This window comes from Ruegeria sp. O6, assembly GCF_056535045.1.
This window is the reverse complement of sequence record NZ_JBQERM010000012.1, coordinates 1-22,745: the sequence shown is the minus strand read 5'-3', so window position 1 is coordinate 22,745 and position 22,745 is coordinate 1. Positions and strand designations below refer to the sequence as shown.

Below are 22,745 nucleotides of genomic sequence, written 5' to 3'. Positions count from 1 at the left end.
CATTGCGCCGTTAGCGGATCATGTACACTTTCTTGACCGTCTCGTGGACAGTGCAAACGCCTTTCCAGTCCTGCGGAAAAAAGGCCGCCGTATCGGGCGTAATCTCAATTACCTCGCCGCTTTCATGGATATAGGTACAGCGGCCTTCCAGAAAGTGGCAGAACTCGTCCTTGGTGACGTGACATTCCCACTTACCGGGAGTGCAGACCCAAAGGCCGCATTCGGACTGGCCGTCAGGCCCCTTGTGGATCAGCTTTCCCGAGGTGCGGGATTGCCCTTCAATCATCGTCGGGATTACCCCCCAATCGACAAGATCAGTCTGCTGGAGCGGGTTTTGCATACGTGGCGTGGTCATGTTTCAGGTTCGCGATCCGTTAGGTAGTAGGTGTTGCGCAATGTTTCCTCGACCGTGCATTCCCCTACCCAACCGGCGAGGAATAGTACGGCCGTTCCGGGCGTAACTTCGATGCTTTCGCCTGCATCCGACCGATAGACCGCGCGGCCCTGCACAAAATAGCAGAACTCGTCACGCGGTATCGTTAGGCGCCAGCGGCCTGGAGTGCAGACCCATGCGCCGATCTCCGGCCGGTTGTCAGGACCCTTGTGAACCAGCATACCCGATGAATGCGACTGGCCTTCAATCATGTCCGGCTGTAGCCCCCAGTCCGTGAGGTCGGTGCGGGTCGAGATTTCCGAAAGATGCGGGGCGCTGCTCATTCCGCGGCTTTCAGGATTTCGTCGAGAATGCCAGCTGCCTTGGTCGGGCCATGCCGTGACTGCATGTGAGCAGAGGTTGCCGCCATCTTCGCCTGCATTCCTGGATCGTTGATACATTTGTCGAGGGCAATAGCCAATTCATCATCGGTCCAGTCGTATCGGTGAAACCCGAACCCGTGGCCGGTTTCCTGAACACGGGTGGCGTTATCGTGGCCGTCCCAGACATAGGGCATAATGATTGCTGTTTTGCCGAAATATAGGCACTCTGTGAACGAGTTGTTACCGCCATGATGTATCACCGCGTCAACCTGCGGAATTACCGAAGGCTGGGGATACCAGCTCTGTATGTGCACGTTGTCGGGAATGTCTGTGTATTCGTCAATGTAATCCCCGACATTTACGAGCGCCCGGTAGGGCAACCTGGAAATGGTCGAAATGATCCTCTTTAGCAGGTCGGTGTCGCCTGCGCCAAGCGACCCGAAAGATACATAGAGAAGTGGTTTGTCATTGTTGGACTTAAACGTTGGCACCTCAAAGGGTTCTTCTTCGCGCACGCAACCTTCAAGATACTGAAACCGGTTTGGGTCCAGTGGGTTCTGCCGTTCGTACTTTGCCGGCTCGGGATAAAGCAGAAGGTTCATTGTGGGCGACGCTTCGAAAAACTCTCCAATCGGATAGGCGTCTTCGTTGCATCTGGCTAGGAACGCATTGTAGTCGTCGTGGATCGGCTTGATCACATCGTGGAACTTTGCCTCATAGGCCTCCATGCCCTCGCGGTCATCCACCCGACAGCCCGATAAGTGCGGCGGCACAATCGGGTCCGGGATTTCGTTTTCGGAACATGAGATGATCCGCACCCACGGTACGCCGAACTGCTTGATGGCTGGGAACATAATGACATTATCCACGCAGATCATATCTGGTTTGATTTTTGCCAATACCTCGGGCAGATCTTTTTGCGCCCATTTTGCGCTGTCGACGATCGCCTCCCAGCAATCCTTGACGTAGTTATCGATTTGGTCAATCGGGGCTTTGCGAAAATTTGGGATGTGACCGTTGATGAAATCCTCCCAGAACTTTGCCATCGCCTCGGGTTCCATCGGCTCGGACAGGGCAACAGGATGCGCCTCAAACCCATAACCTTCATATACCTCGACAAAGCCGGGATCGCTTAGAAATACAGCCTTATGGCCCAGTTTCTCGCAGGCCTGCGCGATGCCAACCGAATTCAGCGCAGGGCCAAAGGCAGCTTCGGGGAAGAAGGCGATGGTTTTCTGTGACATTGTAGGTCTCCGGTTAGATTTGGCTTAGCAGTTGGGAAGGATGCGGGAATGTTTCGCGTCCCATACGCAGTGGACATCCTGACCCGGCTGGATATTTTCACGGTCGGCTTGGCTGGCGGGAACGCGGGCGGAAAGGGTGCTCCTCCCACCGCGAACGCGCACATGCACACCCAGGTCTGATCCGTGATAGGCGACTTCTTCGACAGTGCCTGGAAGGCAGTTGCGCCCATCTCGAGGGGCGGTCTGCATCAGGCTGACCCGTTCCGGGCGCACAGCAATCGTGGCAGCACCGCGCAGCTCGGAAACGCCCCTCAGCATTCCCGCCCCGTGGACATCGACACCGCCGTCGACGGCGTTACCATCCAGAAAGTTCATCACGCCTATAAAATCTGCAACAAAGCGCGATCCGGGGTGTTCGTAGAGCTCGTGAGGAGTACCGACCTGCGCCAGCTTACCATCATGCAAGACCGCGATCCGGTCGGCCATGACCAAGGCCTCTTCCTGGTCATGGGTCACAATTAGAAATGTAATCCCCACCTCGTGTTGCAACCGTTTGAGCTCCAGCTGCATCTCTTCTCGTAGTTTCTTGTCCAGAGCTGAAAGGGGCTCATCCAGCAACAGGACTTTTGGCCTTTTGACCAGCGCGCGCGCCAAAGCAACCCGCTGTCGCTGCCCACCAGAAAGCTGATCCGGCTTGCGCCCGGCAAATCCCGAAAGTTTCGCACTTTCCAGAACCTCGGCCACTCTCGTGGCAATTTCGTCCTTAGGCAATTTCTCCATTTCTAACCCATAGGCGATGTTTTTTTCGACGCTCATGTGCGGAAACAAGGCATAGGATTGGAACATCAGGTTCAGGGGCCGCCTGCTGGGACGTATGTTTGTCACGTTCTGCCCGGCAACGATTACCTGTCCTTCCTGTGGCGTTTCGAATCCCGCCAGCGTCCGCAATAGTGTGGTCTTGCCGCAGCCCGATGGGCCCAAAAGTGCAAAGAACTCGTTATCGCGAATATCCAGTGAAACATTGTCGATCGCGGTCACCAAACCGTATCGCTTGGTTATATTCCTGAGTTGAACCCCTTGGTTCATCGGCTGAAAACCTCTTTGTCGGTACGCTGTGCGAAGAAGACCAGCGTGAATGAAACGAACATGACGATGGTAGCCATCGCATTGATTTCCGGCGTGACGCCAAATCGGATCATTGCGTAAATCTGCATCGGCAACGTGGTCGAGGATTGCCCAGCACCGGCGGTAAAGAAGGCAATAATGAATTCGTCCACAGACAGGGTAAAAGACAACAGCGCCCCGGCGATAACCCCCGGCGCGATGGCGGGCAGCAGGATGCGGCGAAAGGTGGTGAATTCGCTGGCCCCAAGATCGGCACTGGCCTCAAGTATCGAATGGTCGAAATTGCGCATCCGCGTACGCACCACGGCGACAACAAAGGCTATGTTAAATACGACATGGCTGAGGATGATCGAATGAAGCCCCAACGTCATGTTGAGTAGGGTGAAAAAGGACAAGAGCGCGATGGCCAGAACTATGTCGGGGATGATCATCGGTGCGAACAGAACCGCGTCTAGAACTGAAGAATTACGCCGTGTCTCGACACCGACCGCCAAAAGCGTGCCGATTATTGTCGCCAGAACGGTCGAGATTAAGGCCACGATTAGCGTGTTGCGCGCCGCCGACAGTATTGGATCCGCGGTAAACAACTTGCCGTACCATTCCAACGAAAACCCGGTCCATACAGTTGGAAGTCCGGCCCGGTTAAAGCTTAACGCCATGAGCACAAGGATCGGCACATAGAGAAAGGTGTAAAACAAAACCAGGTGCAGCTTCAGGCCCATGTTGGATCGGTCCCGCATCAGTCCTGCCCTCTCTGTCCCGCTGCGCGATTGGCCAATACCGCCTGTGCGAACAAAAGCCCCATCATAATCGCAATCAGGAACATCGACAGCGTTGCTCCGAACGGCCAGTCGCGGGCGCTCAGGAACTGGTCATAGATCAGGTTTCCAACCATCTGAAGTCGCCCGCCGCCAAGCAAATCGGGCGTAATGAAATTGCCGATCGACAATACAAAAACAAAGACACCACCTGCCGCAATCCCGGGAACGGTCTGTGGCAGTATCACCCGGTAGAAAGTGGTCCAAGCGGGCGCTCCAAGATCTTCCGAGGCTTCTATGGTTTCGACATTTATGCGGTTCAGCGACGAATAGATCGCCAGAACCACAAAGGGGGTGTAGTTGTAGACAAGCCCAACGATCACCGCGAAATTGTTATAAAGCAGAGACAGCGGCTCATCGATCAAGCCTGCCCCCTGGAGAGTATTATTGATCAAGCCCTCGCGGTTAAGCATCACGATCCAGGCGTAAGTGCGGATTAGGTAGTTGGACCAGAACGGCAAGATCACCAAGATCAGCAAACCGGTCTGCCAACGGCGCGGCGCCAGCGTGATGGCATAGGCCGCCGGATAGGCGATCAGGATCGCGATTATCGTGGCCAGAAACGCGATCTTGGCCGAGCGTAAGAAGATCCCGAGGTAAAGAGGATCGGCGGCCCGCACAAAATTTTCAAACGTAAAGACGTGGTCGATGCCGCCATAGATACCGCGTTCAAAGAACGCATAGGTAAAAATAAGGCCACACGGCACCACCATAAGAAGCGCAAGCCAGCCCAGGCCCGGCCCCAGCAAGATCACCGATTTCAGTCGATTGGTCATATACTTGGCAATCTGTGGAGTGATGTCGTACAGGCCCGACCCTTTGTTCGGGTCGGGTTTTGCTCAGGGTTTGATCACTTACTGTGCGGCCATGATTTCGGTCACGGTCCGTGCAAAGGGTTTCTGGCCATTGCCGAGATCGCGCAACTGCTCGTACTTGGTAAGGTCTGCAGGCGACATTCCCATGTTCGGGAAGGTTTCGATCAAGGACGGGTCCAGCGCCTCCATCGCAGCCTTGTTCGGCGTTTTGTAAAGGATATTGCTGGCAACCCAGACACCGACGTCCGCGCCCAAGACATAGTTCACAAAGGCATGCGCCGCATCTTTGTTTTCAGATGCATCCGCGATGACTAGCGCATCCACCCACAGATCCGATCCTTCTGATGGTATCGTGTACTTGATGTCCGCGTTTTCACCGATGCCGTAGTTGCACCAGCCATCCCAGGCGTGAACCATCGTTGCCTCGCCCGATACCAACTTCAGATAAAAAGTTGCGTCATCGTAGGCCAGCAGATCCTGCTTCGCCGCAACCAGCAGGTCCTTTGCAGCCGCCAACGTCTCATCCGACGTATCGTTAAGCGACTTTCCGAGGGCTAGCGCAGCAGCCCCCATCAGCCAGCGATCCGTCGAGAGCATTGTCACTTTGCCTTTAAGGTCTTCAGAGGGTTTGAGCAGATCGTTCCACGAAGTTGGCTCTGCCATCAGGTCAGACCGGTAGCATAAGCCCGTCGTGCCCCAAGCGTATGGCATTGAATAGTTGTTGCCCGGATCATGGGCTAGTTCTTTAGCTTCGTCATACAGGTTAGAGGCATTCGGAACCTTGTCGTGGTCGATTGCAGCCACCAGCCCCAGGTTGTTTAACGCCTCGGCAAAAGGCGACGAGACGAAAAGAACGTCGTAGCCCTTGCCTCCACCGGCTACGACCTTGCCCATGATTTCTTCGTTAGTGCCATGCACCGAGAGCTCGGCCTCGATACCTGTTTCATTGGTGAAATTCTCCAGCAGGTCCGGCGGCATGTAGCCGTCCCAGTTCGAGATCACGATTTTTTCTGCTTGGGCCGCTCCGGCGAATAAGCTGAGTGCGCAGGCCGCCCCGGTGGTGAGCCAAGCAAATGGCAAACGGAACGAATTGGTGAACTTGTTGGTCATGTCTTCCTCCCTTGACATCCGCGCTCGCTTCTGGGGCGAGATATATGATGCAATCACGGTATTTTTTGATGAAATAAAACTCAACATTTTTTTGAATCATTTTTGTATGGCCCGGAGAAGCCATTTAAGATACCGTTTTTATTGTATATTAACTAGGTATGACGAAAGCCGTCTTCTTATGCCACCAAGCAAATACTTGAAACTTGCTCAAAAAATACTGGATGTTGCGATGGATCTCGATTTGCATCAGGGCGACAGACTGGTGGAAAAAACCCTTGCTGATTCGTGCAGCGTCTCTCGCACTCCGGTTAGATCCGCATTGAGGCTGCTGGAAAAGGAGGGGATGGCACGCAAAGCGGCAGAAGGCGGGTTTGTCCTAGAATGCGAACCCGAAAAGGGGCATTCGATACTCAACCAGCATGCGGTCGGAGCAGGTGTGGATCTCGCTGGTGCCATCCTACGAGATCGCGGCGCCCGACGCCTGGACGGTGCCATCAATGTCACAGACCTGATCCGCAGATATTCGGTTTCCCGCAGCGCTGCACAGCGTGCGCTCGAAGCCCTCCTGGCCCAAGGCGTGATTCAGAAAGCCGAAGGTCAATCCTGGGTTTTCACGCGCATGCCGGGAGACCGCTCCGGACGAATAGAGAGCTACGAATTTCGTCTGATACTGGAACCGCAGGCCATTCTGTCCGACGGTTTCAAGTTGGACACCAAGCGCGCCGATCTGGTCCGCAGCCAGACCGAAGCGCTTCTGGCGCAGTCGGAAAACTCTTTCAATAGCCAGGATTTTCAAGACGCGGATCTTGCCTTTCACAAGCTCATCGCTCGATCGTCCGGAAACCAGTATCTAGCTTCTGCTCTCATGGCCCATCATGGGTTGCGCCACCTGCCGGGCGGATCATTCGGTATGATCGACTTTCGGATGAGGCAGGCGCTCGATGAACATCTGCGTATACTTGATTTCATCGAACAAGATCATTTCGATCTTGCGGCGGATCAGATGAGGGTGCACTTGCGGCTTTCAATGCACCAAAGGCCCAGCGTCGCCAATCGTGGTGCTCCGGCGCTAGTCCAAGCAACCTGCGGGTCAATCCGGTGAGTGAATGATGAACCGCAAGGAAGCACCCGTAATCGCGTTTTTCCCCGAAGCTAGTTTTGGGGCTGCACTGAATTGTGTGGGGATCGCTCAGGAACTTCGCGCAATGGGTGCACACCCCGTTTTCCTGACCCACGGTGGCTTTGGTGGCGTATTCGCAGATTACGGTTTTGACGAGTTCGCCGTCCCTGTTCAATCAGAGTTGACAGAAGAGGAAACCCAGACCTACTGGCAGGAATTCCTGAGCCATCATCTGCCGCATTTTAACATGCATCCAACTGACCAACTGACCACCTATGTAGAGCCCGTTTGGAACGCAATCGTCGAGACAGCGGAATCGGTCGAACAGGGGTTGGAAACGGCGCTAGAGCGGACCAACCCAGATGTCGTCGTCCTCGACAACGTCATCATGTTCCCGGCCATCGTACGATCCGAGCGCCCATGGGTCAGGGTTATTTCTTGCGCGGAAACCGAGTTGCCAGACAACTGCCTACCGCCGTACCTGTCCGGTCTGCCGGCATCTGACGCCGCCGGGTGTGCGGCATTCCGAGACCAGTACCTGGAGACCCTTGGCCCAATTCATGCTCGCTACAACAAATTTCGCCTGGATAAGGGGCTTGAGCTATTGCCTGAAGGTGAGTTCCTAGAAACATCACCGCATCAAAACCTTCTTTTAGCGCCATCTATCATTCGCCATGATCGTGATCAGGTACTGGACTCTGGACAATTCACCTTTCTCGAAGGCTGCGTTCGCCAGGAAGGTCCTTACCGTGTACCTCAAATGCCCCGTAACGACGGGCCTCTGGTGTACGTGAGTTTTGGCAGTCTGGGTGCCATGGATGTCCCATTCTTTGAGAGCCTGTTCGACGTATTCAAGACAATGGACATGAGGTTTCTGGTCAATGTCGGGGCCCAAATCGACGCCTATTCCAGAGTCCCAGACAATGTTCATCTGCAGGAATGGTTTCCGCAGCCTTCCGTGGTTGAACAATGCGATCTGTTTATTCACCACGGCGGCAACAACAGCTTTTGCGAAGCGCTGTATTTCGGGGTCCCGTCGCTGATCCTTCCCTATTGCTGGGACGGACACGATAACGCCCAGCGGGCAGTTGAGACCAGTGTCGGACTCAGGGTAAATCGATGGGATTGGACACCGGAGCAGTTGGATAATTCGATTAACCAACTCCTTGGGGACGCAGAGATGAAGGCCCGGCTGGCTGCGAACTCAGAGACCATGCAGTTGAGAAAGTCGGTTCAGTTAGCTGCTCAGAAAATTCTGGATTGTGTAAATCCTAACCGAATCTAGGTTATTCCCGTCGGTCATCCGTTTTGTCATGAAGGATGGAAGGGTGCATCGCAATGACCTCTAAATCACTGAACCTAAAGTGTCGGTTTGGGCTCGAGACAGACGCTCGCTGAAATGTCGCGAGCGGCAGCAATACGGGCAAAGCGGTCTATGGTTCTCCAAACAAATCGGCCATCCTTGGGTTTACAGTACACGGTTGTGGAGAGTGAGAAGGACTAGTAGTCTTCACTTTCGGAAGTATAGGGTCTCAATTGGCACCCTCATTGCATGCTGAGCAGTCCTTTATGGCTCACGAGCGTCTAGATACCCTCCGGTTAAGCCCTTTTGGGTGTCAGACGGTATCGTCCGCAAAATTAGGTTGTTGGTTGCTCGGGTGCGTCACCCAGAGCCAGCAGCAAAAGGATAGCCAAAAGGGGTGATCCAACCAAACCGATCAGGAACCAGATAAAACTAGATCGGTTGCGCCGTCCCGCCATCGTGATCGGCAGGATATAAAGCCAGATCACGACAACCAGCAAGATGAACATAAAAATCAACTGGATAACTGGTGCGTCCATGAAATTTTGCCTTTCGAATCTTGACGCCATTTTTAAAACGGCTGATCCGGTTAGATAGACAATGGCCCGAAAGCGTTCCCGGGTATTAATTTAGCCCGACACGGGTCCCGGGCGTCCCAATCCTCTCACTTTGGGTTCCTTGGCTATCAGACAGTGCCGTCCAAATGTTTGGTGCTTTCCGGGTCTCAAGGTAGCAAGGTCGGCAAAACGGATAAAGTGGGTGTTCAAGGAACCTTTTAAAGAGCCTTTTCAATGAACTTTGAAAAAAGCTCACCCTGCGAGTTGATCCTAAGTTTCGCGTAAATGTTGCGTCTGTGGATGCGGACTGTGCCTGGAGAGATGCCGAGAATTGTGCCAACAGCTTCTGCCGAATGGCCCTTCAATGTGAACTCAACGACTTCTCGTTCTCGTGGCGTCAGAACGCCATCGCCAAATGCCTGGAATGCTAGATCAACGCGACGACTAACGCCATTCGCTGCGGCGCCGCGGGCCATCGTTGGAAAGTCACTCCAATGTTTGCAACAGGCTGCCCGAACGAGCGGCCATAGAGCGTGCAAATGACGAATTTCCTTGGCTGAAAAAGGCTTCGCTGATCGCATGAGCGAGACCACAACCATCCCAGTGCTTGGGATATCGATAAAGTAGCCAATCTCCTCTGCTAACCCAGTCCTTTTGTAATAGCTGCGATAGTATTCGCCCTGATAGAACCTGTCCGGTGCGATATCGCGCATGCGGTACAGACCCGGTGTTATCGGTTTTGTCGCGGCCAAAAAAAATGGATCAAGTACGTAGGGCCCTGCTTGGTAATCCTCAACAAAAATACGCCGTTTGCTTTTGGGAAAATCGTCGTGAAGGTCTATTGGTGCTTCGGTTCCGACATGGCCAAACACCACCGTAAAATCAAATGGTGCGACCTGCCGTAAGCCATCTGCCAAAGCACATGGAAATTCTGGGGTTCCGATCTTCTCTACGACCCTGCCGGCCTCTTCCATCCAATCGTACACACGCCGCTCCAGATTTTCGAAAAGCACCTCTATACCCCAATTGTGGTATATACAGTTAATCCGAGTTATTGTTACTTTTTCCTTGTTTGAGTGGTATGCCAGCAAATGCCAAAAAATCAAGCAAAAGGAAAACAGCAGTATATGAGCTTTGACATGAGCGTCACCATGCAGACGATTGCGGAACTCAGAGGAGTGACCAAGACCTTCGGGAATGTGGTCGCCGCCAAAGACCTGAATCTTTCCATTGGGAAAGGAGAGTTCCTGTCGTTCTTAGGCCCATCTGGTTGCGGCAAAACCACTGCACTTAGGATGCTGGCGGGTTTCGAGAAACCAACCGAAGGTCAGGTGTTGCTCGATGGCGAAGTCGTCAACGACTTGGATGCGCACCATCGCCCAGTCAACATGGTGTTTCAGCACTACGCTCTTTTTCCTCACCTAAGCGTGTTCGACAACATCGCGTACGGCCTGCGCCAACGACGACCACGCGTAGACAAACAAACAATCGCGACAAAGGTTGAGCAAGCGCTGGAAACTGTCCGTCTTGGTGGGTTTGGCCCACGTCGCATCTGGGAGATGTCTGGTGGTCAGCAGCAACGCGTCGCTTTGGCGCGTGCGATCGTAAACGAGCCCAAGCTTTTGCTGCTTGATGAACCAATGGCTGCTCTGGATCGAAAGCTTCGAAAAGAAATGCAGTTTGAACTGCAGAACCTGCAACGACAACTGGGAATAACTTTTGTCCTCGTCACGCACGACCAAGAAGAAGCGCTTTCAATGTCCGACCGAATTTGTGTGATGGAAGGCGGCAGTATTGTGCAGGTTGGCAGCCCACGCGAACTCTATGACATGCCCCGCAGCCGCTACGTGGCTGGATTTGTAGGCACCTCAAATTTCTTTGATGCAACTGTAACTGACGCAGTAGCCGACCAAATCACTGTGCGTTTAGCGAGTGGCCAAAAGGTGCACGGAACTCCGGAGATTCCAATAGATGCAGGGCAGGAAGTTTGCGTCAGTATCCGTCCTGAACAGATCACGCTGACCCGCGCGCTGCCCGCAGCTGAAATTGCTTTGCCAGTTACCATTCAAAATCGGATCTTCCTTGGGGAGCACACAGAATACCTTGCGCGCAACGAAGCACTGGGTGATTTCCACGTACTTGTGCCAAGGCAAGCGGAATTGAACGAGGGGACGTTCAATGCAGGAGAACAGGCCTTTGTTTCATGGGGCGAAGGCGCACTGCTGATCCTGGAAAATTAACAGATCCCGCAATCCAACAACAGAGAGGTTCACAATGACTAAGGATAATGGGACTATTTCCAAGCAAAAGTTCATGGAAGAGCTTCGCCGGCACCAAAAGGGTTCGGTCACACGGCGACATTTTTTGGGCGTGACAGGTCTTGGGATGGCAACGGCCGTTCTGGGCACGGCTATGCCTGGGTTGCGTCCACGCCCGGCATTTGCTGCCGGAGACATTGGCGACCGAGTGATCCTCGCCACGTGGCCGAACTACCATGACGAGATGAACTTCGAAGCCTTCACGGAAGCCACTGGCGCCCACGTTCAGGTCAATGTTTTTGGCTCGAACGAAGAGATGTTGGCAAAACTGCAAGCCGGAGGGTCTGGCTGGGACGTGTTCGTTCCAACCAATTACACGATCACTACGTATGTGGGCGAAGATCTGATCATCCCGCTCGATACGTCCAAACTGCCAAACTACGACGCAGGTTCATTCGAACAGCGCTTTTCAGATGCCGGCTCTGTCGATGGCCAGCTTTACGCGGTGCCGAAAAACTGGGGCACGACCGGCTTTGCAGTGAATACTAGTAAGCTTGACGGCGCTCCGACTCCAACCACTTGGAAAGAGTTCTGGGACCTTACTATGGAAGGTTACTCAGGTCGGACAATGGTGCATGATTACCAACTCACCACCATCGGTAATGCCCTGAAATACTTCGGCTACTCCTTCAACTCGGTCGATGAGAAGGAACTGGCGGATGCCGAGAAATTGTTGCTGGATGCTAAACCGCATCTGTTTGCAATCTCGTCGGATTATCAGCCACCGATGCGTAACGGTGACGCGTGGATGACGATGTGCTGGACAGGTGACGGCAAGCAGATGAATGTCGACATGCCTGAAATCGCCTACGTTCTGGGAGCCGAGGGCGGTGAACTCTGGTCCGACTACTACGCTATTCCTAAGGGCGCACCCCATATGGATGCCGCTTATGCCTTGATCGACTTCCTGCTGAACCCGGAAGTTAATGCGAAAGAAGTCCTCGCTCATGGCTATCCATCGGCTGATGCTCGCACCAATGCGTTGCTGCCGAAGGAATTGCTGGAAGATCCGATCCTTTATCCGGCAGCTGACCTTCTGAATGCGCTCGAGTTTGGCGCGGCGGCTACGCTAACCGATCCAAACCGTGCCGAGTTGCTCGCCCGCTTCAAGTCGGCCTAAGCGGCAAGGCCGCAATATCGGAAAAGACGAGGACAATATGACCGAACGAGGCAGAAAAGCACTGTTGCTGGCACCGGCAGGAATATGGCTTTTGGTAATGCTTGCCCTTCCACTACTGGTCGTCTTCGTCTTTTCCTTTGGCGAACGGGGTGCCGCCGGAGGCTATGTTCCAGCGTTCACTTTGGAACAATATGCCAACCTTCCTGCGCGATGGACGGCGTTTAAGAACACCTTGATCCTTGCACCTCTGGGGACTATCGCTGCGTTGGTAATTGCCTACCCGCTCGCCTACTTTCTTGCGGTGCGTTGTTCACCAAAGTGGAGAACTTCGCTGTTGATCCTGGTGATCGTGCCGTTCTGGACATCGATCCTGATCCGATCATACGCATGGATTTTCATCCTTGGGGGGCGTGGCTTGCCCGCTTTACTAGAGTCGATCGGCATCGATGATGTCCGCCTGATAAATACGCCGTTCTCTGTGCTTGTGGGGATTGTCTATGGGTATCTACCGTTGATGGTTTTCCCAATTTTTGTAAGCTTGGACAAACTGGATAAACGCCTTCTGGAAGCCTCAGCGGATCTCGGCTCTACTCCGTGGCGTACGTTCCGTCAGGTAACACTTCCTCTGTCAATACCAGGTATCGCAACTGGCTGCATGCTGGTCTTCATCCTACTCATGGGCGAATTTCTGATCCCAGCGATCTTAGGTGGCGGAAAAGTGTTTTTCGTCGGAAATGCGCTGGTGGACCTGTTCCTGCAGTCTCGAAACTGGGCGTACGGATCGGCGGTCGCAATGACGCTGGTTGTCGTAATGCTTGTCACTGTCTCAATTTACATGAAATTCATCTCGCGCCTGGGTGGCCAGCGCGAAGATGTCTCGCTGATGTGAGGGTCCGATGCGCTTGTACGCGATTTGCGTCTACCTTTTTCTCTATATTCCAATCGGCATCATCGCGCTTTTCAGCTTTAATGCCGGACGACACGCAAGCCAGTTCATGGGGTTCTCGACCCGATGGTATGGCAAAGCGCTCAACAACCCATTTGTTATGGACGCGCTCGAGACCAGTCTGCTTGCGGCATTCATAACTGCTTGCCTCGCATCCACACTCGGAACCATGGCGGCCATCGCTTTACAAGGGGTTAAGGGATGGCTCCGAACTTTATTCGATGCGATGATTTATATTGCGATAATGATACCAGGTATCGTCATCGGTATCGCGACACTCATTGCCCTGGTCACCGTATTTGGCTGGCTAAACCCGCTTCTTGCGAGCCTATGGCCCGATGGAGCAAATCCCCCGCAACTTTCCATGGGGATGCCCACGCTTGTCGCCGCACACACCATGTTCACAATGGCGCTGGTCATAATCATCGTACGTGCAAGGCTATCGGGTATGGACCGTGCCCTCATGGAAGCATCGGCTGACCTCTTTGCGACGCCCTGGGGCACCTTTCGGCAGGTGACCCTGCCGTTGATAGCACCGGCAATTTTGGCGGGCTTCCTGCTCAGCTTCACTTTCTCATTTGATGATTTCATCATAGCGTTCTTCGTAGCTGGCTCAGAAACAACCCTGCCTATCTACATATTCTCATCCATCCGGCGCGGCGTAACGCCCGAGATCAATGCCATCGGCACTATGGTTATGGGCGCGTCGCTCTTGTTGCTCGTTGCAGCGCAACTGCTTTTGCGCCGAGGCGCCTCAAAATCGAATAGTTAAATAAAGGAGCCAAGTGAAATGCGGCTTGCAGGTAAAGTCGCGCTCGTGACGGGCGCGGGATCAGGAATTGGTCGGGCGGGTTCAATGGCAATGGCACAAGAGGGTGCGCATGTTGTGGTAACGGATCGCGATGCAGCACTTGCTGAAGCCACTGTGGCCGCGATCGTTGCGCAGGGGAATCAAGCATCTGCCATACAGCTTGATGTGACCGATGACGATGCCCTTACCAAAGCCATAGACGAAGCAGTAAAAAACTTCGGTCGGCTTGACGTGTTGCACTCTCATGCTGGGTTGCAGATCGAAGGAACGCTGGAAGAAGTGGAACCAGATGGAATGGATGCTTCTTGGGCATTGAATGTCCGCGCTCACTTCATTGCCGCGCGCGCAGCCGTCCCCCATATGAAATCACAAGGTGGAGGCAGCGTGATCGTCACGGCCTCCAATTCTGGGGTTCAATACGACCGGGGCATGATCGCCTATGCGACTACAAAGCACGCAGCTGTTGCGATGGTCCGGCAGATGGCAGCCGACTACGCCGTCCATGCAATCCGTTTCAATGCCCTTTGTCCAGGATTTGTAGACACCCCCTTCAATGCAGGCTTCGAAAAGCAGATGGGTGGCCGTGCCAAACTGGAAAGCTACATCGAGCAGGCGATCCCTATGAGTCGGTGGGCGACAGTTGAAGAGATTGGCCATGGGATCGTCTATTTAGCTTCAGATGAATCCGCTTTTATGACGGGGCAAGCCTTGGTTATCGATGGCGGTGAATGCATTTAGTGATGGGTTAGACCGCTCAAGAGAATGTCTATCGCCGCACTTCATTTTTGGTGAGCACATTTCAGTCCGCTTTGGGCTCAATCCTGCCATTTGAGGGCGGATTGAGCAATCGCAGCATGGACTGACCCACTTGACGGAAGTCCACATAAGAAAAGCCCCGCCAAAGACGGGACCATTTGCTTAGGTCGGGGTGCTTACTTGGTGCAGCGCTTTTCAGCGTCTTCGATTGCTGCGGTAAAGCCCAGCAGCGAGAAGGTGTCCTTGGTTTGTGTGCCGCGTTCGGACCGGGCAGTCAGAACAGCCTCGGTTCCGCGTTTCAGCGCGGTGACGATCTTGGCGTCATCTGCATCTGATGCGGGCCAGGCCCACTCACCTTCGGTGAACAGTTCAAACTCGGACCCGTCGACATTCAGGTTCACCGTCGATCCAGGAGCAAACGGGTAGCCGCCGGTAAAGGTCACTTGTCCTTTGACCTCGGCATTGGGGCGATAGAACACAAACAACAGGATGTCGCTGCGCCGAACGGATACGACACGCCCGCCCCGGGTGTTCACGGTTTCCTTGGGGGCCGAAACGCTCCAGCATTCGGTGGGATCATCTTCGACAAAAACGCTCCAGTCCGTTTTTGCAGCAACCCGGTTTGTGCTTGTCGCCTGTTGGGCGAGTGCAGACGTTGCGGCGATGCCTGCCACACACAGGCCCGCAATCGTACGAACGAGCATTGATCCCATTTGTCCAGCCTCCTAGCTCGACCGATACCTCAAATCCATCGGACATGGCTGCGAACCCTTCCGGCCCGTCTATTCCGTTGCGCATTCCGATGATTGCCGACATACACACACTAACGCAGGTTTCGCCACAGGCGAAAGGGCGATTGGCAGAATTTTGCGCATAAATTTCGGAGGTCCTGATGACGCAGCCCGTAGCAATGACAGAACTGTGGCGCGGCAACTTGCTGGAAAGCCTGCATCTGGGCCACGCGGTCATCTGCGACGACACCGGCCAGATCGTGCGCAGCTGGGGCGACCCGCAAGCGGTTATCTATCCGCGCTCATCCGCCAAGATGATTCAGGCGCTTCCGCTGGTCACGTCAGGAGCCGCGGCAAAATACGGATTGAACAGCGAACATCTTGCGCTGGCCTGCGCGTCCCACAATGGGGCCGCGATCCATACCGACCGCGTGACGGCGTGGCTTGATCATCTGGGGCTGAGCGAGCACGACTTGCGCTGCGGGCCACAGGAGCCGGCAGACACTGCCGCGCGGGATCGGCTGATCCTGGCGGATGACACCCCGTGCCAGATCCACAACAATTGTTCCGGCAAGCATTGTGGTTTCCTGACACTGGGTCAGCATATGGGCGCAGGGCCGGAATATCTGGAAATTGATCACCCGGTGCAACAGGCCTGCTTGTCTGCCATCGAAGAGACGTCAGGCGAAACCAGCCCCGGTTACGGTATTGACGGCTGTTCCGCCCCGAATTTCGCCGTGTCGCTGGCCGGGCTGGCCCGGTCGATGGCGTGGTTCGCAAGCGCCTCGGATCGGTCCGACCGTTCCAGCGAGGCGGCGGTGCAATTGGTGGCGGCAATGGTGAAACACCCGGAACTGGTAGCCGGTGAGACCCGTGCCTGCACCGAACTGATGCGCGCCATGAACGGGCGCGTCGCCATCAAGACCGGGGCCGAGGCGGTGTTTGTGGCCATCATCCCGGAAAAACGCATGGGCGTTGCGTTGAAGATCACCGATGGCACCACACGGGCCAGCGAATGTGCCATCGCCGCTATTCTGGTGAGCCTTGGTGTGCTGGAGGCCGATCACCCGGCCACCCGCAAATTCATGAACGCCACGCAATACAGCCGCCGGGGGCTGGAATGCGGCGTGATCAAACCTGCGCCGGGTTTCCCCGGCTAAGGCCGCTACATCTCGATCTCGTGCACCTCGGCCACCTCGACCGAGCCCGAACCGTTGACGACCATCGGACAGCCCTTGGCCATCTCGGTCGCGGCGTCGATGCTGTCGGCCTTGATTACGGTAAAGCCCGAGGCCGGGTTCGCACCGCCATTGTCGACAACCCCGCTGCTGCTGACCGTATAGGACTGTCCGACCGGGTTGCCGGGGATCTCTAACGCTTCGGCCATACCCTGAAACCATGCGCCCCAAGCGGCCATGGTCGCCTCGATCTCGGCGGGGTCGGTCGGGGTGTGTCCCCCGTGATAGACAAACAAATATTGGGGCATATCGCTCCTCCCTGATGAAACCTTATTTGCACTTCGCTTCGAGTTTGCGCAGCGAAGATGTCCAGCCCTGGTTGTGGTTCGCGGCTGCTTCGGCATCGGCCAGTTCGCGGTGGTCCAAAACCAGGCGTGACCCCGTGCCTGTCGCTGTGACTGTGAAGGTGACGTGGCTTTCGGCCCCGCGCTGATCCTGATCGTCATGCCAGCCCCAGGTAAACCCCACCGAGTTTGGAGGGTCGACATGCGTGACGTGGCCCGAGACCTTGTATTGCTGGCCCTCGCTGTTTTCCATGACCGAATACCACGGGCCGGTGCGCGAGAAATCCAGATTATGCTCGGGGACATGCATCCCTTCGGGCCCCCACCATTGCAACAACCGGCTGCCGTCGCTGATCCATGCAAACAGATCCTCTGGGCTGACGGGGAAGTCCCGTTCCAGTTTCAGGTCGGCCATGACTTCTCCCTTTCGATGATATCACTGAGGCGATCGAGGCTGCTTTCCCAGAATTGCCGTTTGGAGATCGTCCAGTCGGCAATCATCCGCAGCCCGTCGGACCGGATGGAGTACATCCGTTGGGTGCCCCGCACGCGCTGCTGCACCAACCCTGCCTCGCGCAACACTTTCAGATGGCGCGAAATCGCAGCACCGGACATTCCGCGCCCTTCGATCAGGTCACCGGCGGGCAGTTCGCCCTGCTCCATCAGCTGCTCGACAATCGAGAACCGGGTGGCATCGGACAAAGCGGAAAAGGTGGTCAGAAGCGTGCTCATGACCACTATTTAACACAAATGTTAAATAATGAAAAGCCCTGTCAGGATTCGACAAAATCCGCGCGACTGTACCCTTGCAGGTAAAGCAGTGCCGTCAGGTCGCCGTGATTCACCCGCACGTCGCATTTCGCAGCCACCGACGGCTTGGCATGAAGGGCAACGCCGGTTCCGGCCCGCCCCAGCATGCCCAGATCATTGGCCCCGTCGCCCACGGCGATCACGTCATTTTCGGACAACCCAAGACGCGTGGAAATCTGCTCAAGCGCCTCGATCTTGGCTTGCCGCCCCAATATGGGACGCGCCACATCGCCCGTCAGTTTGCCATCTGCGGCCAGCAGAGTGTTGGCGCGGTTTTCATCGAACCCCAGCAGCTCTGCCACCCGCGCGGTGAAGGCGGTAAAGCCACCGGACACCAGTGCAGCATAGGCTCCGTTGGCCCGCATCGTTGCCAGCAACGCCTGCCCGCCGGGCATCAGGGTGATCCGTTCGCGCAGGACTTTGCCAATGACGCTTTCATCCAGATCCTTCAGCAGGCCAACCCGTTCGATCAGGGCACCTTCGAAATCCAGCTCTCCGTTCATGGCGCGGGCGGTGATGTCCTTGACCCTTTCGCCGACGCCAGCCTCATCCGCCAGTTCGTCAATGCATTCCTGCTGGATCATGGTGCTGTCCATATCGGCCAACAGCATCTTTTTGCGCCGCCCCTGTGCGGGCTGCACAATCAGGTCCACGCCCATGCCTTGCAAGTCTGCCCAAACGTCCCAGCGATTGGCGGGCATGTCACTCAGCTCAAACTCGACCGCCTCGTCCGGGCTGAGCCACAGGACATCTCCACCGCCCCACGCGTTGCGCAGCGATTCAGGCAAGGCACGGTCCAGCGAGGGTGCAACCGGGTTGGTCAGCAAAGTGGCGACGTACATATTCCAATCTCCAGTGTCATACCCATGCGGGACGGTCAGGGCGTCAACAGTGTTCGACCTTGTTCGGTCAGTTCCCAGCAATTCTGTCCCTCGAATACGGCGACGCCCGTCGGGCGTCCGTATCCGGCCCCCGTGTCCAGATTGATCCGGTTGCCATAATGCGTCGCCTGATCCACAGGCGTGTGACCATGAACGATCAGTTTGGGATGCGGGCCGTGGTAGTCGTGGAAGTCCTGTCTGATCCAGATCAGATCACTTGCCTTCTGTTCATTCAGCGGCACACCCGGACGGATACCCGCATGAACAAAGGCAATCTCGGGCGTCTGATGCATCGCCACCAGATCGCGCAGGAAGGTCAGGTGCGACTTCGGCACGGCTGTCTGAGCCATACGGTGCAGGTTTTCAAGGCGGATCTGACCTTCGAATTCCACCCCATAGCTGCGCAGGGTTTCGACCCCGCCCAACCTGTCATGCAGCCAGTGGTATCCCACCAACAAATGCGGATCGTGGCGCGGCGTGTCCTCCATGAACCAGGCAAACATGCGGTCGTGATTGCCCAGCAGAGTGATCCAGTTCCGACCCGCATCACGCCCGGCAATCAGGCGTTCGATCAGCCCGCGACTGTCAGGGCCGCGGTCAACGTAGTCACCCAGAAACACGATCTGAGCATCGGGGCCGCCGTCGCTTTGGATCAGGGACAGCGCGCGCTCCAGCTCAGCCACCTGCCCGTGCAGATCACCAATAACATAGATTGGCTGCGTCATAGACGGCCTCCGGCGATAAAGTTCAGCTTGCTTGTGCCTCAGATCATGGTTTGAGAGAACAAAGGACCCGGATATTCGCATAACCGGGTCCTGAACTGTTCCTCAAACTCAACAGCCCCGATCAGGCGACGTCGAATTCCAGCGGCTTGATCTGCGTGAACAGGCCTGTTTCGGCAAGCTTCGCCCGCGCTTCGGCCGGGACCGGTTCGTCGACATAGAGCAATGCAATGGCTTCGCCTCCGGCCTCTGCGCGGCCGAGGGTAAAGTTGGCGATGTTGACGTTGTTTTCACCCATGGTTTGACCCAGCGTGCCGATGATGCCGGGCACGTCTTCGTTGGTGGTGTACAGCATATGAGCGCCGACCTCGGCATCGATATTGATGCCCTTGATCTGGATAAAGCGCGGCTTGCCATCGCTGAACACCGTGCCAGCGATCGACCGTTCACGCTTGTCCGTTACGACTGTGACTTTGATATAGCCATCAAAAACACCCGACTTGTCCTGATTGGTGGTCGAGATTTTGATCCCGCGCTCTTTCGCGACCACAGGGGCCGAGACCATGTTCACCTCGGGGTTGAACTTTTTCATGATCCCCGCGACCACCGAACAGTTCAGCGCGGCCAGGTTCATTTCAGCGGCCACACCGTCATAGAGGATGTTGATCGCCTTGACCGGCTCGTCCGTCATCTGGCCGATGAAGCTGCCCAGATGACCTGCCAGCTTGATCCACGGCCCCATCAGCTTGGCTTCTTCAGCGGTCACGCTGGGCATGTTCAGCGCGTTCTCGACCGCGCCTGTCAGCAGGTAGTTCGAAATCTGTTCAGCCACCTGCAAGGCCACGTTCTCCTGCGCCTCGGTCGTCGCCGCGCCCAGATGGGGCGTGCAGACCACGTTGGGCAGGTTGAACAATGCGTTGTCCTTGGCGGGTTCCTCGCTGAACACGTCAAAGGCCGCTCCGGCAACATGGCCGGATTGCAGCATCTCGGCCAGCGCCACTTCATCGACCAGACCGCCACGGGCACAGTTGATGATCCGTACACCCTTTTTGGTTTTGGCCAGATTCTCGCGGCTCAGGATGTTGCGAGTCTGATCCGTCAGCGGCACATGCAGGGTGATGAAATCGGCACGCGCCAGCAGTTCATCCAGCTCGACCTTTTCGACGCCCATCTTAGAGGCTTTCTCTTCGCCCAGATAAGGATCATAGGCGACAACCTTCATCTTCAGGCCCAACGCGCGTTCGCACACGATGCCACCAATGTTGCCGGCACCGATCACGCCCAGTGTCTTGTTGGTCAGCTCGATCCCCATGAACTTGGACTTTTCCCACTTGCCCGCATGGGTCGAGGTGCTGGCCTCGGGGATCTGCCGCGCCACGGCGAACATCATCGCGATGGCGTGTTCGGCGGTGGTGATCATGTTGCCGAAGGGTGTGTTCATCACGATCACCCCTTTTTTCGAGGCTGCCTCTTTGTCGACATTGTCGGTGCCGATCCCGGCGCGGCCGATGACCTTCAGCCTGTCGGCTTTTTCCAGAAGGGTCGGTGTAACCTTGGTTGCCGAACGGATGGCGAGGCCATCATATTGACCGATCACCTCGGCAAGCTTGTCTTTGTCTTTGCCCAGCTCGGGCATGAAATCCACGTCGATGCCGCGGTCGCGGAAAATCTGCACTGCGGTTTCGCTGAGATTGTCGGATACGAGTACTTTGGGAGCCATTTTGGTTGGTCCTTTGAATTCTTCAGGGGGTAGCGCGCTGACGCCCGCCTTACATCAGTGATGGGGTAGGCCGGGCTTCAGCCCGGCACATGAAACTCAGGCAGCCTGCGCCTGCGCTTTGATCTCGGTCGCAAAGGCCCATGCCAGCCAGGGCAGCATCGCCTGAATATCCGAGGTTTCAACCGTACCGCCGCACCAGATGCGCAGGCCCGCAGGCGCGTCGCGATAAGCGCCGATATCAAGTGCGATATTCTCGGCTTCAAGTCGCTTGGCGACTGCCTTGGCAAAGGCTGCACCGTCCTGAATACGCGCGTCGGTGAACTTCAGGCAGACCGAAGTGTTCGACCGTGTCGCCTCATCCTCTGCCAGGTTTGCGATCCAGCCGTTCTGGTCGCAGAACGCGTGTACCGCACCCGCATTGGCATCCGCACGCGCGATCAGCCCCTGCAATCCGCCCACCGATCGCGCCCAGTCCAGCGCAAACAGATAATCTTCGACCGCCAGCATTGACGGCGTGTTGATCGTTGCCCCGGTAAAGATGCCTTCGATCAGTTTGCCGCCCTTGGTCAGGCGGAAAATCTTGGGCAGCGGCCATGCGGGGGTATAGCTTTCCAGCCGTTCAACGGCGCGCGGGCTGAGGATCAGCATCCCGTGGGCCGCTTCGCCGCCCAGCACTTTCTGCCAGCTGAAGGTTGTTACATCCAGCTTGTCCCAGGGCAGATCCATCGCAAAGGCCGCCGAGGTTGCATCGCAGATCGTCAGGCCCTGGCGGTCATCGGCAATCCAGTCGCCATTGGGTACCCGTACACCCGAGGTTGTGCCGTTCCACGTGAACACCACGTCATTTGCGAAATCGACCGAGGCCAGATCAACGATCTGCCCGTAATCCGCGGTCTTCACCTCGGCGTCGATTTTCAACTGCTTGACCACATCGGTCACCCAGCCGGACCCAAAGCTTTCCCAGGCCAGCATCTCGACCTTGCGCGCACCCAGCAAAGACCACAGCGCCATTTCAACCGCGCCGGTGTCCGAGGCGGGAACGATGCCAATGCGGTAATCCGCCGGAATGCCCAGAATCTCGCGCGTGCCTTCGATGGCCGCCTTCAGCTTGTCCTTGCCGACAGCGGCGCGGTGCGACCGGCCCAATGCGGCATCGGCCAGTTTTGTCAGGTCAAATGTGGGGGGTTTGGCACAGGGGCCCGAAGAAAAGCGCGGATTTGCCGGCCGCGTCGCCGGTTGTTCGATCGTCATGTGTATTACCCTTCCAGATACACGCCCCTCGTTGGGGAGGGGTGTCCCACGGACAGACCTAGGAGGCCTTCGCACCTGCAGCAAGCGGAAAAGACGCTTTACCGGGTAAAAACGACATCTGAAACGGACACAAATCAGAACACGGGTTTCCGATTGGCGAAAAACCCCGCCGATGTCTCGGCGGGGTTTGGTTGTGTTACTCAGCGGCGTCTTCGTATTCTGTCATTGGTGGGCATGTGCAGACGAGGTTTCGGTCGCCGTATGCGTTGTCGACGCGGTTGACGGGGGACCAGTATTTGTCGACGCCCA

General features: G+C 55.9%; 25 protein-coding genes. 8 read left to right on the top strand and 17 right to left on the bottom strand.

Annotated features, from left to right (window positions below; all coding sequences use genetic code 11):
- Positions 1-10: 10 nt before the first annotated feature.
- From ACR0DY_RS14925 to ACR0DY_RS14895, 7 genes are all read right to left on the bottom strand, one after another.
- Positions 11-355: a cupin domain-containing protein gene (locus ACR0DY_RS14925; RefSeq protein ID WP_170463252.1), complete on the bottom strand. Its 345-nt coding sequence runs from the start codon at positions 353-355 to the stop codon at positions 11-13.
- Positions 352-717, bottom strand: a complete 366-nt coding sequence (locus ACR0DY_RS14920; RefSeq protein WP_170463251.1) for a cupin domain-containing protein — start codon at positions 715-717, stop codon at positions 352-354. The genes ACR0DY_RS14925 and ACR0DY_RS14920 overlap by 4 nt, the downstream gene beginning before the upstream one ends.
- Positions 714-2,000, bottom strand: coding sequence for a glycosyltransferase (locus ACR0DY_RS14915; RefSeq protein ID WP_480484408.1), 1,287 nt, complete (start codon positions 1,998-2,000; stop codon positions 714-716). The genes ACR0DY_RS14920 and ACR0DY_RS14915 overlap by 4 nt, the downstream gene beginning before the upstream one ends.
- A 24-nt stretch (positions 2,001-2,024) precedes the next feature.
- Positions 2,025-3,086, bottom strand: a complete 1,062-nt coding sequence (locus tag ACR0DY_RS14910; RefSeq protein ID WP_170463249.1) for an ABC transporter ATP-binding protein — start codon at positions 3,084-3,086, stop codon at positions 2,025-2,027.
- Positions 3,083-3,865, bottom strand: a complete 783-nt coding sequence (locus ACR0DY_RS14905; RefSeq protein WP_170666106.1) for an ABC transporter permease — start codon at positions 3,863-3,865, stop codon at positions 3,083-3,085. Before ACR0DY_RS14905 ends, ACR0DY_RS14910 begins: the two co-directional genes overlap by 4 nt.
- Complete coding sequence (locus tag ACR0DY_RS14900) at positions 3,865-4,719, bottom strand: ABC transporter permease (RefSeq protein ID WP_170463247.1); 855 nt, start codon at positions 4,717-4,719, stop codon at positions 3,865-3,867. Before ACR0DY_RS14900 ends, ACR0DY_RS14905 begins: the two co-directional genes overlap by 1 nt.
- 78 nt (positions 4,720-4,797) lie before the next feature.
- Positions 4,798-5,868 carry a polyamine ABC transporter substrate-binding protein gene (locus ACR0DY_RS14895; RefSeq protein ID WP_480487436.1) on the bottom strand — a complete coding sequence of 357 codons (1,071 nt, stop codon included), beginning with the start codon at positions 5,866-5,868 and terminating at the stop codon, positions 4,798-4,800.
- Between ACR0DY_RS14895 and ACR0DY_RS14890 the strand changes: the two genes are divergently transcribed.
- Together ACR0DY_RS14890 and ACR0DY_RS14885 are read left to right on the top strand one after the other, a co-directional pair.
- Positions 5,852-6,970, top strand: coding sequence for a GntR family transcriptional regulator (locus tag ACR0DY_RS14890; RefSeq protein ID WP_170666104.1), 1,119 nt, complete (start codon positions 5,852-5,854; stop codon positions 6,968-6,970). The genes ACR0DY_RS14895 and ACR0DY_RS14890 overlap by 17 nt on opposite strands.
- A gap of 4 nt (positions 6,971-6,974) precedes the next feature.
- Positions 6,975-8,273: a nucleotide disphospho-sugar-binding domain-containing protein gene (locus ACR0DY_RS14885; RefSeq protein WP_480826862.1), complete on the top strand. Its 1,299-nt coding sequence runs from the start codon at positions 6,975-6,977 to the stop codon at positions 8,271-8,273.
- Between the two features lie 353 nt (positions 8,274-8,626).
- Here ACR0DY_RS14885 and ACR0DY_RS14880 read toward each other — a convergent pair whose 3' ends face one another.
- Together ACR0DY_RS14880 and ACR0DY_RS14875 are read right to left on the bottom strand one after the other, a co-directional pair.
- A complete protein-coding gene (locus tag ACR0DY_RS14880) occupies positions 8,627-8,830 on the bottom strand; it encodes a hypothetical protein (protein ID WP_170666102.1) in 204 nt (67 codons plus the stop codon).
- Positions 8,831-9,066: 236 nt separating this feature from the next.
- Entirely contained in the window at positions 9,067-9,822 is a 756-nt protein-coding gene (locus ACR0DY_RS14875; protein WP_170463244.1) for a helix-turn-helix transcriptional regulator, read from the bottom strand.
- Between the two features lie 165 nt (positions 9,823-9,987).
- Here ACR0DY_RS14875 and ACR0DY_RS14870 point away from each other — a divergent pair, with 165 nt between their 5' ends.
- Genes ACR0DY_RS14870 through ACR0DY_RS14850 form a run of 5 tightly spaced genes read left to right on the top strand, consistent with a single transcriptional unit; the run spans position 9,988 to position 14,781 of the window.
- A complete protein-coding gene (locus tag ACR0DY_RS14870) occupies positions 9,988-11,088 on the top strand; it encodes an ABC transporter ATP-binding protein (protein WP_253282989.1) in 1,101 nt (366 codons plus the stop codon).
- A gap of 34 nt (positions 11,089-11,122) precedes the next feature.
- Complete coding sequence (locus ACR0DY_RS14865; RefSeq protein ID WP_480546625.1) at positions 11,123-12,286, top strand: ABC transporter substrate-binding protein; 1,164 nt, start codon at positions 11,123-11,125, stop codon at positions 12,284-12,286.
- 37 nt (positions 12,287-12,323) lie between these two features.
- Complete coding sequence (locus tag ACR0DY_RS14860) at positions 12,324-13,175, top strand: ABC transporter permease (protein ID WP_171176820.1); 852 nt, start codon at positions 12,324-12,326, stop codon at positions 13,173-13,175.
- A 7-nt stretch (positions 13,176-13,182) separates the two neighbouring features.
- Complete coding sequence (locus ACR0DY_RS14855) at positions 13,183-14,004, top strand: ABC transporter permease (RefSeq protein WP_171176822.1); 822 nt, start codon at positions 13,183-13,185, stop codon at positions 14,002-14,004.
- An 18-nt stretch (positions 14,005-14,022) separates the two neighbouring features.
- A complete protein-coding gene (locus ACR0DY_RS14850; protein ID WP_480484404.1) occupies positions 14,023-14,781 on the top strand; it encodes an SDR family NAD(P)-dependent oxidoreductase in 759 nt (252 codons plus the stop codon).
- A gap of 194 nt (positions 14,782-14,975) precedes the next feature.
- Here the strand turns inward: ACR0DY_RS14850 and ACR0DY_RS14845 are convergent, their stop codons facing one another.
- Positions 14,976-15,512: an invasion associated locus B family protein gene (locus ACR0DY_RS14845; protein ID WP_209505046.1), complete on the bottom strand. Its 537-nt coding sequence runs from the start codon at positions 15,510-15,512 to the stop codon at positions 14,976-14,978.
- Between the two features lie 179 nt (positions 15,513-15,691).
- Here ACR0DY_RS14845 and ACR0DY_RS14840 point away from each other — a divergent pair, with 179 nt between their 5' ends.
- Positions 15,692-16,690 (top strand): asparaginase, encoded by a 999-nt coding sequence (locus ACR0DY_RS14840; protein WP_480546627.1) that lies wholly within the window; start codon positions 15,692-15,694, stop codon positions 16,688-16,690.
- A gap of 5 nt (positions 16,691-16,695) precedes the next feature.
- Here ACR0DY_RS14840 and ACR0DY_RS14835 read toward each other — a convergent pair whose 3' ends face one another.
- From ACR0DY_RS14835 to ACR0DY_RS14805, 7 genes are all read right to left on the bottom strand, one after another.
- Positions 16,696-17,016 carry a YciI family protein gene (locus ACR0DY_RS14835; protein WP_209505048.1) on the bottom strand — a complete coding sequence of 107 codons (321 nt, stop codon included), beginning with the start codon at positions 17,014-17,016 and terminating at the stop codon, positions 16,696-16,698.
- Between the two features lie 22 nt (positions 17,017-17,038).
- Positions 17,039-17,467, bottom strand: coding sequence for an SRPBCC family protein (locus tag ACR0DY_RS14830; RefSeq protein WP_480546629.1), 429 nt, complete (start codon positions 17,465-17,467; stop codon positions 17,039-17,041).
- Positions 17,455-17,784 (bottom strand): ArsR/SmtB family transcription factor, encoded by a 330-nt coding sequence (locus tag ACR0DY_RS14825; RefSeq protein WP_480493917.1) that lies wholly within the window; start codon positions 17,782-17,784, stop codon positions 17,455-17,457. The genes ACR0DY_RS14830 and ACR0DY_RS14825 overlap by 13 nt, the downstream gene beginning before the upstream one ends.
- Positions 17,785-17,825: 41 nt before the next feature.
- Positions 17,826-18,704 (bottom strand): phosphoserine phosphatase SerB, encoded by an 879-nt coding sequence (serB, locus tag ACR0DY_RS14820; RefSeq protein ID WP_480546631.1) that lies wholly within the window; start codon positions 18,702-18,704, stop codon positions 17,826-17,828.
- Between the two features lie 35 nt (positions 18,705-18,739).
- Positions 18,740-19,468, bottom strand: a complete 729-nt coding sequence (locus ACR0DY_RS14815) for a metallophosphoesterase family protein (RefSeq protein ID WP_480546633.1) — start codon at positions 19,466-19,468, stop codon at positions 18,740-18,742.
- A 121-nt stretch (positions 19,469-19,589) separates the two neighbouring features.
- On the bottom strand, positions 19,590-21,185 hold the full coding sequence (gene serA / locus ACR0DY_RS14810) for a phosphoglycerate dehydrogenase (protein WP_480546635.1): 1,596 nt from the start codon (positions 21,183-21,185) through the stop codon (positions 19,590-19,592).
- A 96-nt stretch (positions 21,186-21,281) separates the two neighbouring features.
- Positions 21,282-22,436, bottom strand: a complete 1,155-nt coding sequence (locus ACR0DY_RS14805) for a phosphoserine transaminase (protein WP_480474210.1) — start codon at positions 22,434-22,436, stop codon at positions 21,282-21,284.
- Positions 22,437-22,745: the final 309 nt, after the last annotated feature.